The sequence below is a fragment of the Vibrio owensii CAIM 1854 = LMG 25443 genome (assembly GCF_000817815.1).
GTDB lineage: Bacteria > Pseudomonadota > Gammaproteobacteria > Enterobacterales > Vibrionaceae > Vibrio > Vibrio owensii.
Map to the genome: position 1 here is coordinate 1 of NZ_JPRD01000053.1, position 13,310 is coordinate 13,310.

Consider the following 13,310-nt stretch of genomic DNA (forward strand, 5'->3'; position numbering starts at 1 on the left):
TGGGAGTCCATATACAGAATGACGACTACTTTAACAAGCTATAAACCAAAAGAGTTCGTCATCCTAGCGAGCTCAAGCGAGACTAAGGATCTAATAACAGTGCCCCCAAACTCTTCTTCATTCACCTTAAATCACAGCACAAACGGATAATAGACTCTGAATCACACTCGTTCCTTGTTGTTTAGAATGACGACATATACCCAACAAATCCACACACAAATTAAGTCAACACTTTTCTTTACTAACCCTATCGAGCATAATATGTACTGATGTATAGATGGTGGGTATATGAAGACCGTAGATAGGATTTTGCAAATCGTTAAGCGTGATGGCTCTGTCACTGCGAAACAACTCTCTTCTGAACTGGGTATGACAACCATGGGTGCGCGTCAGCATCTGCAAGGTTTAGAAGATGACGGCATCCTGTCGATCCATGATGTGAAAGTCAAAGTTGGGCGCCCAACTCGTCATTGGTCCCTTACGCAAAAAGGTCATGAGCAATTTGCTGATCGCCACGGCGAACTAACCATTCAGTTTATTGAAGCGGTAGAGCACATCTTCGGTAAAGACGGATTGGAGAAAGTCACGTCTGAGCGCGAGAAACTCACCCTACAAAACTACCAGCAACACCTTGAGCAGTGCGACTCTCTGGAAAGCAAGTTACAGACACTTGTTACTCTGCGTGAACAAGAAGGCTACATGGCAGAACTAGAGAAAGATGAACATGGGTTTATTCTCATCGAAAACCACTGCCCTATTTGCAAAGCAGCCACTCGCTGCCCAAGTTTGTGCCAATCTGAACTCAATGTCTTCCAATCACTTTTAGGTAGCGAAACCAAAATCGAACGAGATGAGCACATCATCAGTGGTCAACGTCGCTGCGTGTACCGAATCCAGCAATAAACCTTCGATCAAACTAACCGCCATTATGAACATACTCTCTTATAAATGAGACTATGACGCAATTCATCCGCTCTCATCCTCTATGTGGATTAAGCTTTTAGTAACTAGGAGCAACATCCAATGGATTTGGAGCGGCTATGCCGAACAGCTACACACCTCAAGTTTTGCCCTCATTCGATGAAATGGTAAAAATGGCAGAACGCGACCCCGAAGCCTTTGAGCAATTTCGTCACGATATGGCGAAAGAAATGATTGAAGGTGCTTCAGAGCAGATGCAACCACGATTGTGGGCACAGCAAAGTCACATAGATAGAGTCATTCATAACTGCAAAAATCCCAACCACACAAATGTCGTATTAATGAATGAATTGCAGAAACAGGTCGTGAAATTCAGAGAGGCATTACAAGGGGAAACCACCCCAACTAAAAAAGCCGATGTGGTTGAGTTGAAAACGTTTAAAGATAGGGATGATTTTTACTAAAACTCGTTGGATAAATCGAGAAAGTCAGGATTCGTTTTTCTCACTAAATCTAACTTCCACTCTCGCTTCCATTGTTTCAACTGCTTTTCTCGGTTTATGGCAGTTGCCATATCTTCAAACAGCTCAAAGTAAACGAGCTTGTGAACGTGATATTTCTTGGTAAAACCCTCAACGATTCCGTTTTTATGCTGCCATATTCTTTGGGCTAGTTGGCTAGTAACACCAATGTAGAGAACTGAGTTATTTTTTGAAGTTAGGATGTAAACGCAAGGTATCTTGTCGATGGTTCATTCTCCTTAATGATCTGTGGCTACTTTTCCATTGTAATTCACTAGCTCGGTCGTTTACTGCAAACTCGGAGCACTCGGTGAGTAGATTCTGAATCACGCTCGTCCCTCGCTGTTCAGAATGACAGTTAATTTAACTTACTATTAAATAAAAGAAATCAGTCATTTTCTATTGAGCCTCAGCGAAACTAAGAATCTACTTTCAGCAAGTACAATACCTTAGAAAGAACGCCCTCTCATAGTTACTTTAAGTCACTATTAAATAAAGGAATCCGTCATTCTAGCGAGCCCTAGCGAGACTAAGAATCTACGTCCAAGGAGTTCGATACCTAAAGACCTTACTCCGGCTCAGGACCGTATTTATTCTGACCGGCAGAACCTTTCAAGAAACCACACTCGATAAGAATCCATAGACCACATAGCAGAGAGACCGAAGCAATCAGCATTTGCGGTGTAGATGGATCCTGTGCGGCTGGGTTAGTCATTGGCGTGGCAACTCGACCAATGATCAATGGGATGTTCAACGCTAGCCAGTAAATCGACTTATTACGGTCATGCCAACGCTTAGTGGTTATCGCCAAATCTGGGATCAGAAGAATCAATAAGAAGATAGGCAGAAGAATATAAGAAAATGCAGGGAACAACTTACTGATGCCCGCACCAAAACCTAAGATTAGGATGTAGTAGATGATGTTCCACATCCAGTAAGTTTTACGACCTATACGCCCTTGGAAAGAAAACAATAACTCTTTAATCGACATCGACTTTTACCCTAATTTTGAAAGGCTATAGATTAGCCGAGTCAGCATGGTTTGAAAAGTTCATCCCCCCAGAGGAAAACATCACCAGATTTCAAACTGTAGGGATGCACATTTAGAGCCTTCAGCTTGTCGACTCTAAATGTCTAAATGAGGCAGTTTGGACTTTAACCCGAGCAATAGAGCTAGTTCACTACTTTCTGGAAGCAATCAATATCCATATCGCGCACATTCACCGTTAAGCTACGAACATGACTCGCTTGTTCCTGTAAAACAACCATCAGTGCTCTTGATAACTCGCGTTTTTGTTCTGCATTTCTACCTGCCAACAAATCAAAGTTGATGTGAATAAAATCAACACTATCGCCCTCTTCTCCCACCAACCAATTGTGGCAACGAAGCGCACGTGATTTGACGGACGCAAGCTCGAACAAACCACTCTCCAAGGTGACTTTGTGTAGATCTTCTAGTAATCCCTGAACATTCACACGCTCATCGACTGAGTTGGAATATTCTAAAACTAAGTTTGGCATTTTGATTCCTTTCTTATTACGGCGAACTTTTAACCCACAGTAATACCAATCTAAGGCGCATTTTCCGAGGAATGGACTATCATTCTGTCTACGCGATCACCAATCGATTGCTTTTGACAAAAATAACAGAACTAATGCAGCACCGACCAGATGAAGAAAGCCGAATAAGACATGACGCCAATCATGATCTGTTCACATTATTCTGTTATATTCCTACGTAGATTTTTTACATTAATAGACTATTTACATTAAAGATAAGGGAGATATTCCTATGCGTCGTCCTGTAGTGATGGGTAACTGGAAACTAAACGGTAGCAAAGCAATGGTAACTGAGCTGCTAACTGGTATTAACGCTGAACTTGAAGGCGTTGAAGGTGTTGACGTAGCAGTAGCTCCACCAGCTCTTTACATTGATCTAGCTGAGCGCGTAATCGCTGAAGGCGGTAACAAAGTTATCCTAGGTGCACAAAACACTGACCTAAACAACAGCGGTGCTTTCACTGGCGACATGTCTCCAGAAATGCTGAAAGACTTCGGTGCTTCTCACATCATCATCGGTCACTCAGAGCGTCGTGAATACCACAACGAATCTGACGAGTTCATCGCTAAGAAATTCAACTTCCTAAAAGAAAACGGTCTAACGCCTGTTTTCTGTATCGGTGAATCTGAAGCTCAAAACGAAGCTGGCGAAACTGAAGCAGTATGTGCACGTCAAATCAACGCAGTTATCGACACTTACGGTGTTGAAGCTCTAAACGGCGCAATCATCGCTTACGAACCAATCTGGGCTATCGGTACTGGTAAAGCAGCAACAGCTGAAGATGCACAACGCATCCACGCTTCTATCCGCGCACTAATCGCAGCGAAAGACGAAGCAGTTGCAGCACAAGTAATCATCCAATACGGCGGTTCTGTTAAGCCAGAAAACGCTGAAGCTTACTTCTCACAACCAGACATCGACGGTGCTCTAGTTGGCGGCGCTTCTCTAGACGCTAAGAGCTTCGTAGCTATCGCTAAAGCAGCGGCAGCAGCTAAAGCTTAATTTAGCTTTTTACTAAGCAGGAATACAAAGGGATGCATCACGCATCCCTTTTTGTTTGCTTACGATCTAATGAGTTTTGTCATTCAGAGGAGCCTAAGCGACATCAGGAATCTACTTATAACGATAGCAAAACCCACCTTCTCTTAAGCAGGCTCTGCCACTTTCACCGTTGGCTTTTTTGCCAACTCTGCACTAGATGCTTTTTTGTATAGGTTCTCGTAGCAGTAGTTTGTCGCCTCGATGTAACCCTCTACGCTACCGCAATCAAAACGCTGACCTTTAAATTTGTACGCTAGCACACAACCAGACTGTGCTTGTTTCATCAACGCATCAGTAATTTGAATTTCACCGCCTTTACCTGGTTCAGTGTTTTCGATCAGTTCGAAAATATCTGGCGTTAAGATATAGCGACCAATAATCGCAAGGTTACTTGGTGCAGTGCCCGGCTCTGCCTTTTCTACCATGTTATCAATTCGGAAGATGTCGTCTTTGATCATCTCACCAGCAATCACGCCGTATTTATGGGTTTCAGTTTCTGGAACTTCTTGAACGGCTACAATAGAACAACGGAACTGCTTGTACAGTTCTACCATCTGCGCCAATACCCCCTGAGCTTCATTCACACAGAGGTCGTCTGCTAAAACAACAGCAAATGGTTCATCCCCAACCAACTCACGCCCCGTTAGAATAGCGTGGCCTAAGCCTTTCATCTCACGTTGACGGATGTATGTGTAACTCGCTGAATCAATCAAAGAGCGAATATCATCCAATAGAGCTTCTTTACTTGTGCCTGAGATTTGATGTTCCAGCTCGTAGTTTTTGTCGAAGTGATCCATCAGGGAGTGTTTGCCACGGCCTGTGACAATACACATCCCATCCATGCCTGCCTCAATGGCTTCTTCAACACCATATTCGATCAATGGCTTGTTCACCACTGGCATCATTTCTCTCGGCATGGACTTAGTTGCAGGTAGGAAACGAGTACCGTAACCTGCTGCTGGAAATAGACATTTTTTAATCATTTAAGTATCACCAACTGAAAAAAAAGCCCCCAACGTGGGAGCTTTGTAAATTTAATAACGCTTTTCTTAGTCGCTACCAAACAAGTCACGTGTGTAAACTTTATCTGCAACGTCTGCTAACTCTTCAACCATGCGGTTAGAGACAATCACATCTGCTGTTTGCTTGAATTCGTTTAGATCTTTCATCACGCGAGAATTAAAGAAGTCATCTTCTTTTAACACAGGTTCGAAAACCACAACTTCAACGCCTTTCGCTTTGATGCGCTTCATGATGCCTTGGATAGAGGAAGCGCGGAAGTTATCAGAACCTGCTTTCATGATAAGGCGATAGATACCAACAACTTTTGGTTCACGCTTGAGGATAGATTCAGCGACGAAGTCTTTACGAGTACGGTTCGCATCCACAATCGCGCCGATGATGTTGTTTGGCACTTCTTGGTAGTTCGCAAGCAGCTGCTTGGTGTCTTTTGGAAGGCAGTAACCGCCGTAACCGAAAGATGGGTTGTTATAGTGGTTGCCAATACGCGGGTCTAGACCTACACCCTCAATGATCTGACGAGCGTCTAAGCCGTGCGCCTCGGCATAAGAATCCAGCTCATTGAAGTAAGCAACGCGCATTGCAAGGTAAGTGTTTGAGAACAGTTTTACTGCTTCAGCCTCTGTAGAGTCAGTAAAGAGCACTTGGATGTCCTCTTTTACAGCACCTTCAACTAACAAACCTGCAAACATTTCCGCACGTTCGCTACGCTCCCCTACAATAATACGAGATGGGTGAAGGTTATCGTAAAGCGCTTTGCCTTCACGAAGAAACTCTGGAGAAAAAATTAGGTTCTCACAACCCAATTCTTCTTTAATGCGCGCGGTATAACCCACTGGTACGGTAGACTTAATTATCATTACCGCTTCCGGGTTAATCGCCATCACATCTTTAATCACCGCCTCAACAGAAGAAGTATTAAAGTAGTTGGTTTGCGGGTCGTAATCCGTAGGTGTTGCAATCACTACATATTCCGCACCTTGGTATGCTTGTTCTTTATCTAACGTAGCAACAAAGTTTAGTGTTTTCGTCGCAAGAAAATGTTCAATTTCAGCATCCACAATCGGTGACTTACGCTGATTCAGTAAATCAACCTTCTCAGAAATGATATCTAAAGCGATCACCTCGTGATTTTGAGCTAACAACATGGCATTAGACAGTCCAACATAGCCGGTTCCAGCAACTGCGATTTTCATGGATTAATCCTTCATTTATTTTTGGCAGAGGATACCAAAATGCAAAAAATGAGTTAGGACAGCGACTTCTACAGCAAGTGGAATAACCTAACAAGAGAAAATTCAGCTGCCCTCAAATTATAACTAATTGTTCAACAAACTAACCTAAGCTCAGGGACTAAGATTGGCTCATGAACTTTACAGAGTCTAAATAATCAACTTCAGATTGATTATGACTCCAAACTAAGTCGCCAATACCGTCTGTAGGATTAAAGCCTGTTGGGGCGCTTAATAGTAATGTACGAATGCTTTCGTGATCCATACTGTGACATGCGAAATCAAGTTCACTTAACAATAGGTCGTATTCTTCCAAAGGTAAATGTACCTCATGAGCCGTCATGATTCGTTCATGCGCAGTCTGCTTGACATTGTCACCAATAAGTAGTTCTTCATAAAGTTTTTCACCGGGACGAAGTCCTGAGAATTGAATCTCAATATCGCCATGAGGGTTAACTTCAGATTTGACTTCAAGACCAGATAACTGAATGAGATTGCTTGCTAAGTCTGTAATTTTGACTGACTCACCCATATCTAAAACAAATACATCTCCACCTTTACCCATTGCACCGGCCTGAATTACTAACTGCGCAGCTTCAGGAATCGTCATGAAGAATCGAGTTATCTCTGGATGAGTCACGGTTACTGGTCCACCTGATGCTATCTGCTTTTTGAATACAGGAATAACTGAGCCAGAGGAACCAAGAACATTGCCAAATCGCACCATACAGAATCGAGTACCATTTGGATTTACATTTTCCTGTTCAGCGAGAGCTTGCAATCCAAGTTCTGCCATTCGTTTAGTTGTCCCCATTACGTTAGTAGGACGGACGGCTTTATCAGTAGAGATTAGTACGAATGATTCAACACCGGCTTTAATCGCTGCACAAGCAGTATAATAGGTACCATAAATATTATTACGCACACCTTCAATTACGTTAAATTCGACTAGTGGGACATGTTTGTATGCTGCTGCGTGATATACAGTTTGCACTTTAAATGCCGTCATCGTAGTTTCCAAGCGGTGTTGACGCTGAACTGACCCCAATAACGGAACAATATCGCAAGTTAAACCTCTTTCAGCCTTAAGTTGATTTAACTCTCGATCAATTTGATATAGACCAAACTCAGAAAGTTCAAACAAAATGATAGACTTAGGTGCCTGTTCTACGATCTGACGGCACAACTCAGAACCAATAGAGCCTCCAGCGCCAGTAACCATAACCACTTTGTCTTTAATATTAGCTTCCAGCAACACTTGTTGAGGAGCTACTGGATCTCGTCCAAGTAAATCTTCAATCGCGACGTCCTTAAGTTCATCAATTTTGGCTTTCCCAGAGACAATATCTGTCATGTCTGGAACCGTGAGTACTTCAACAGGTAACTTAGCTAATTCGTCCAGGATCACCTTACGACGTGAACGCTTAGCACTTGGCACTGCGAGTAAGACTTGAGAAACTTCATATTTATTTATGAGGGGCATTGCGTCTTCAATAGCAATAACCGGCAACCCTAAAATCATAGTATTGCAAAGAGTTGAGTCACCATCAATAAATGCTCTTACGCGATAGTCTCCACTACTTCTTAATGCCATTGCCAATTGTCGACCGCCAGATCCTGCACCATAAATGAGAACCTCTTTACTCTGCGTTGAATAGCTTTGAGCTATCAAAGATCGAACGATAACACGGGGACCTCCACAGAAAAGAGCGAGAAATGCACCATAGATGACAGGAACAGTTCTAGGGAAAGGGTCACTCATGTAAAAGCTAAGGGCGGCTACAAGTGTGGCAGAAATTACAGCCCCGGCTGTCACAACAAATAAAGCCTGAAAAGTGAGATAACGGAGAACAGCTCTATAGAGCCCTAATCGAGCAAATACAGCAATAGTGACTATTGTCACTGCAATTTGAATCCCCCAGACAGCAGGATAAGTAAAATAATTGGTTTCTCCAGAACGAACTAAGATTGCCAAATGAAAAGCCAAAGAGATCAGAACTACATCAATCAGAACACTGACAATTCTTTTATGCGTTCTAGAAAGCTGCCATATAAATTGTAGACGTTGCATAATAATTCTTATTTGTGGGTGTATCCGGAAAACTGGATATAGTTTAACATAAAGCATCAACCTCGTCGTAATAAGCCCTGACATTAACTCATCTTATGAGAGGGCTCTTCACTTGGAAGGAAATGAAGAGTGGCAAAAAATAAAAGAGCGACTTTCGCCGCTCTTTTTGCTATTTTACGGCATCTCCAGAACCGCTACCAGTTACTGTCATCATTATGTACTTGAAGTAACTCTTCAACGTTAAAGAGTCGATCATCTTTCTATCCGTTTCAGCTAACAGTTTTGGGGTCGACATATCGATGTTCTGAACCTGCGCAAGACCAGTAATGCCAGGAAGCACACAATAGACGCCTTTCGCGTCACGCTCTTTGATAAGCTCTTCTTGATTAAACAAATTTGGTCGTGGGCCAACCAAGCTCATTTCACCTTTCACTACATTGATTAGCTGCGGTAACTCGTCAATCTTAGTTTTGCGTAAAAAAGCGCCCAGTTTTGTGATGGACGCATTACTCGCTAGATGGCTAGCGACTGACTTTGTGTTTACTGACATCGTGCGGAATTTAATTAGTTTAAATGGCTTCTTGTTTTTGCCCACTCGAGTCTGCACGAATATCGGTGAGCCAGTATCAAACATACCCAATACGATAACAATCAGGAGAACTGGCCACAGAAACAGTAAACCCCAAAATGCTGCCAAAAAATCTACTATACGAATCATTTTCGTCCTTTATTCAGTTGTGACATGACTGCTTCCATCGAGCATGGAGGCGTCCAGTCCAATAATTGTTTTAAATTGGAATTATCAACGTGTAGGTTACCAACTAGCTGCTCGACTAGCTGTGTTTTACCTGTCAATCGACCAGCAAGTCTAAATAAACCGATAGGGATGGGAAGTTGAATAATTTTACGATTAAAACCTCGCGCAATTTGGTTAGTAAACTCCCCTATAGATACTGTCTCGCCTTCACTCGCCAAAAACACTTGGCCATTTGCGTTTGGATGCGTAGTACAATGTACAAGAAGGTCAGTTAAGTTCTGAGCTGCGATAAAATCACGCTTATTCTCGATTGAGCCAAACGGAAGGAGAGGAACTCGTTCTATGAGTTTACTCAATAAGCCGAAGTTACCCGGGGCATTTAACCCGTATACCAGTGTTGGTCTAACTATAACAACCTCAAGCCCAGTCTCGTCTGCAATTTGCTTCAAGCCTTGCTCAGCAGAGAGCTTAGAGCGCGTATAATCATTATCAGGTATAAGTGGGCTATTTGGAACCAATGGAGCTTCAAATGTGTTCGCGCCATGCACACCAATCGAGCTGACAAACACAAACCTTTTGACACCATTCAGTGCAGCTTCCCGAGCTAAATGTAATGTACCATCCACATTTACCTGCTGGTAATCATCACTCGTGAATGTTCGTGAATGAGCGAGCGCGGCAAGATGGATTACGGCATCAATACTACTAAAAGCATCAGACCAATCCGTTTGCCCATTAAGGCCGCTAATCGTAAATTGCTCACAATTCCAATGATCACAGTTATCATTTTCACGGACAACAATACGCTTTATGTTAGTGTAGCCGCAAAAGTGGCTTCCCACGAAACCACTGCTACCGGTCAGTAGTATATTCATCAATTAAGACTATCTTTGATTAACATTTATTTTTAACAACTACTTAACCGAGTAGTGTTCGCGGTACCATGCGATAAACTCAGCAACACCCTTCTCTAGGTTCATCTGAGGCTTATAGCATGTTGCTTTAAACAAATCAGTGGTGTCTGCATAAGTTCGGTAGACATCTCCAGGCTGCATCTCTCTAAAGTTTTTCTTGGCTTCAATGCCAATTTCGACTTCAAGGGCTTTAATGAAGTCCATCAAGTTTACCGGTGAGCCGTGGCCAATATTATAAACGGCGTATGGTGCAGAACTTGTTGCTGGCGTACCCGTTTCGACTTTCCACTCATCCGTTCGCTGTGGAACCACATCTGCAATTCGTACTACACCCTCTACAATGTCATCAACATGTGTGAAATCGCGCCACATATCACCATTGTTATTAATATCAATAGTTTCACCGGCAAATATCTTCTTCGCGAAGATGAAAGGCGCCATATCAGGGCGGCCCCAAGAACCATAAACTGTGAAGAAGCGCAGCCCTGTTGTTGGAATATCATACAGATGAGAATAACTATGAGACATCAGCTCATTGGATTTTTTCGTCGCGGCATAAAGTGATACTGGGTGATCTACCGAATCTGATGTGGAGAATGGGACCTTTTCATTCAGGCCATAAACTGAACTTGAAGAGGCATAAACCAAATGTCCTACGTTATGATTTCGACAAGCTTCTAGGATATTTAAGTGGCCAACCAAATTGGAGCTTGCGTAAGCTTGTGGGTTATCGATCGAATAACGAACACCTGCTTGAGCTGCTAAATGAATAACTCGGTCAAACTCGTGCTTTGAAAAGAGAGCTTCCAGCGCAACACCATCAGCAATGTCCATTTGCACAAACTCAAATGCTGGTGTTTGAATTCTTTGCAGTCTTGCATGCTTTAACTCTACATCATAGTAATCATTGATGTTATCAATACCGATGACTTCATGCCCAAAAGAAAGGAACTTTTCAGCAACGGCGCTGCCAATAAATCCGGCAGCGCCGGTAACCAAGTATTTCATATTTACTTCCAATTTTTACTGAACGCGTTAGAACAACATTCAAATTATTATTTTGTACGAGAGTCAAAAGACTTCATCAATTGGGTCAGTCTCACTTGAAGCCCAATCGGTAGCAAAGAGCGGACAAAGGGGACAAAGCAAACTAAGGATTTCATCAAACCCAGTTTACAAGACATACTCCCTTTAAATCCAATCTTGCCTTGCATCCAAGCCAGTTTCGGTGACTGTTTTTGCAGTGTATGCTGATCAAAGCGGTACTCCATCAATTTCTCTTGAAGGTTACCAAGCCTTAAACCATGCTTAGCGGCTCGAAACCAAAGCTCATAATCCTGACGCCTTCTCAACGAGTCATCATAGGCACCAATATCATCTAATCTTGCTTTGACGAACATAACACTAGGATGAATGAACGGGTTGCACCAGAGCTTGCTCAAGATATCAGCATGACTCTCTGGATTAACTCTTACGCCCGTTACTTCACCAGTAAAATCGATGACTGTAGCAGCTGTACCAACAATATCGAGTTGATTTGAGATGATATAGCGCTCTTGCTTTTCCAGCCTTTCAGCAGCACAAACATCATCAGTATCCATTCGGGCGACTAAATTCCCCGAGCAGTACTTCAACCCTTCGTTCAGCGCAATAGCCAAACCGGAGTTCGTCGCCAACGGTACCTTAATGATTGGCAACAAAGTGCAGAATTCATCAACAACTTCCGTCAGCGCATCATTTACTGGACCGTCGAAAACAATCACGACTTCGTCAGGTTGTCTTGTTTGTTTGGTTAGACTTTCCAAACTCTGGACCAAAAATTTAGAATTCTCTTTATCATAAAGAGACATCAATATAGAAATCTTATTCATCTTTCTTAATCAGCTCATATTGACCATCTGCCAATCAGCAGATCAGTGTTACTTAGCCGACTACTCCTAATTTAAGCTGATGCGATAAAGCTGTCGCTTGCCCGAAAATACAGAGTCGAAGAACACACTGTTGCCATCAGGTGACATTCTTGGGTGTAAGTCGCAACGCGTTTCACCATTAAAGTTAAACCCATGGAAAAATTCGCCAAGATGCTTAACCTCACCTGTTTTCCAATTACACAGCATCAAATACTGCATGCGGGCTTTATCTGGATACGTGTCGGTAATAAACCAGTCTCCAACTACATGTGGGTGTCCATCGCCATAAGAATCTAAGACACCGTTAGCAAAGTGGGTCATATTGCCAGTGTGAATATCGATCAGCCAGTATGCATCTTTTTCGCCTGGCCCTCTCAGATAACCCAAGATTGTTGAATCATCCGCCCAAAAACAGTGACTCACCATACCGTAGGCAGCGAGTGTCTTGACCTCTTTGCCATCACTCGTAGACAACATTAATCGGTCAACACGACGCTGGCCGACAAAATAACGATGAAGAAATATAAAATGCTCACCAGAGCGAGAAACACTCACATGGTTTACTTTGTGGGTGGCATTATCGAAGCTCGACTGATGATCAATGGCCTTCACATCATCAATAGATAGCAGTAGTTCACTTTGACCCGATTCAATTGAAACCTTCGAAATACCATCTTTATCAGTTTGCTGAAGCTCTTCTTCCGTCAGAGAGGGAAGATTTCGATAGCCATAGTCGGGTCTCATCGCCATCAATCGGCGGTAATTCAAAGACAAGAAGTAATCACTCTTGAATGAGTCTTGCACAGCATGTTCAAATCGTCTGACTTCTTGCTGAGTCTCAATTGAGAAAACGCGACTATAGTACTTCTGGAGTTCATCATCAAAGTCGTTGAAGATGAAGTGTTCCGAATCAAGCCAATGTGCCCTGGAGCCTTGTTGCCAATTGAAGGTGCGAGTATCAACTTCAAAAAGTAGCTCTTGGTTAGGATCGACCACAGCAATGGTCACCGAATGACTACTTTGTGGTAAACGATCTGTTCGCGAACTGGTTCGATGCACTAGGGTGTAACCGCTCTCTGAAACCGGAGATTTGTCGAAGTAACCAAAGAAGCTCTCGCTTTCTTGATTTCGATTTATGCAAAAAATCTCGAATTCAGACTTATAATGATAATTTTTTTTTGACCGAAAGTAGACAAGCTTAGAATAAAAAGTTTTTACTACACGCTTGGCTGTCGGGGTTTTCGTCAGAATACGAGCTATCGCTCTTTCTAAAGGGCTAAATGACTCACTCAATTTAAAACGTCCTTACTAAAATACGATAGTTAAATATGAACAACTAACAAACTACGAAGCTTTAAAATT

14 protein-coding genes are annotated in these 13,310 nt (G+C 42.7%); 3 read left to right on the plus strand and 11 right to left on the minus strand.

Annotated elements, in window-relative coordinates:
• Nucleotides 1-288 precede the first annotated feature (288 nt).
• The gene (locus tag H735_RS24190) at nucleotides 289-903 is read left to right on the plus strand and encodes a helix-turn-helix transcriptional regulator (protein WP_005446749.1); all 615 of its coding nucleotides are present in this window, start codon (nucleotides 289-291) and stop codon (nucleotides 901-903) included.
• A 137-nt stretch (nucleotides 904-1,040) separates the two neighbouring features.
• Nucleotides 1,041-1,385: a DUF3135 domain-containing protein gene (locus H735_RS24195; protein WP_020195822.1), complete on the plus strand. Its 345-nt coding sequence runs from the start codon at nucleotides 1,041-1,043 to the stop codon at nucleotides 1,383-1,385.
• Here the strand turns inward: H735_RS24195 and H735_RS30455 are convergent.
• The 3 genes from H735_RS30455 to H735_RS24205 form a co-directional block, all read right to left on the minus strand.
• A complete protein-coding gene (locus H735_RS30455; protein WP_080628652.1) occupies nucleotides 1,382-1,669 on the minus strand; it encodes a GIY-YIG nuclease family protein in 288 nt (95 codons plus the stop codon). The genes H735_RS24195 and H735_RS30455 overlap by 4 nt on opposite strands.
• A 341-nt stretch (nucleotides 1,670-2,010) precedes the next feature.
• Nucleotides 2,011-2,433 (minus strand): DUF805 domain-containing protein, encoded by a 423-nt coding sequence (locus H735_RS24200; protein WP_005451171.1) that lies wholly within the window; start codon nucleotides 2,431-2,433, stop codon nucleotides 2,011-2,013.
• Between the two features lie 182 nt (nucleotides 2,434-2,615).
• The gene (locus H735_RS24205) at nucleotides 2,616-2,963 is read right to left on the minus strand and encodes a 5-carboxymethyl-2-hydroxymuconate Delta-isomerase (RefSeq protein ID WP_020195823.1); all 348 of its coding nucleotides are present in this window, start codon (nucleotides 2,961-2,963) and stop codon (nucleotides 2,616-2,618) included.
• A gap of 271 nt (nucleotides 2,964-3,234) precedes the next feature.
• On the opposite strand from H735_RS24205, the gene tpiA reads away from it, so the two are divergent.
• Entirely contained in the window at nucleotides 3,235-4,005 is a 771-nt protein-coding gene (tpiA, locus tag H735_RS24210) for a triose-phosphate isomerase (protein ID WP_005428123.1), read from the plus strand.
• Nucleotides 4,006-4,148: 143 nt separating this feature from the next.
• On the opposite strand, the gene galU is transcribed toward tpiA, so the two are convergent.
• From galU to H735_RS24250, 8 genes are all read right to left on the minus strand, one after another.
• Nucleotides 4,149-5,027, minus strand: coding sequence for a UTP--glucose-1-phosphate uridylyltransferase GalU (galU, locus tag H735_RS24215; RefSeq protein ID WP_020195824.1), 879 nt, complete (start codon nucleotides 5,025-5,027; stop codon nucleotides 4,149-4,151).
• A gap of 66 nt (nucleotides 5,028-5,093) precedes the next feature.
• Nucleotides 5,094-6,260 (minus strand): nucleotide sugar dehydrogenase, encoded by a 1,167-nt coding sequence (locus tag H735_RS24220; protein ID WP_020195825.1) that lies wholly within the window; start codon nucleotides 6,258-6,260, stop codon nucleotides 5,094-5,096.
• A 157-nt stretch (nucleotides 6,261-6,417) separates the two neighbouring features.
• Complete coding sequence (locus H735_RS24225; RefSeq protein ID WP_027726661.1) at nucleotides 6,418-8,367, minus strand: polysaccharide biosynthesis protein; 1,950 nt, start codon at nucleotides 8,365-8,367, stop codon at nucleotides 6,418-6,420.
• A gap of 169 nt (nucleotides 8,368-8,536) precedes the next feature.
• Nucleotides 8,537-9,085, minus strand: a complete 549-nt coding sequence (locus tag H735_RS24230; RefSeq protein ID WP_020195827.1) for a sugar transferase — start codon at nucleotides 9,083-9,085, stop codon at nucleotides 8,537-8,539.
• Complete coding sequence (locus H735_RS24235; RefSeq protein ID WP_020195828.1) at nucleotides 9,082-9,999, minus strand: NAD-dependent epimerase/dehydratase family protein; 918 nt, start codon at nucleotides 9,997-9,999, stop codon at nucleotides 9,082-9,084. The genes H735_RS24230 and H735_RS24235 overlap by 4 nt, the downstream gene beginning before the upstream one ends.
• 39 nt (nucleotides 10,000-10,038) lie before the next feature.
• Nucleotides 10,039-11,046 carry an NAD-dependent epimerase gene (locus tag H735_RS24240; protein WP_020195829.1) on the minus strand — a complete coding sequence of 336 codons (1,008 nt, stop codon included), beginning with the start codon at nucleotides 11,044-11,046 and terminating at the stop codon, nucleotides 10,039-10,041.
• A gap of 47 nt (nucleotides 11,047-11,093) precedes the next feature.
• Entirely contained in the window at nucleotides 11,094-11,909 is an 816-nt protein-coding gene (locus tag H735_RS24245; RefSeq protein WP_020195830.1) for a glycosyltransferase, read from the minus strand.
• A 66-nt stretch (nucleotides 11,910-11,975) separates the two neighbouring features.
• Nucleotides 11,976-12,956, minus strand: a complete 981-nt coding sequence (locus H735_RS24250) for a glycosyl transferase (protein ID WP_227741535.1) — start codon at nucleotides 12,954-12,956, stop codon at nucleotides 11,976-11,978.
• Nucleotides 12,957-13,310: the final 354 nt, after the last annotated feature.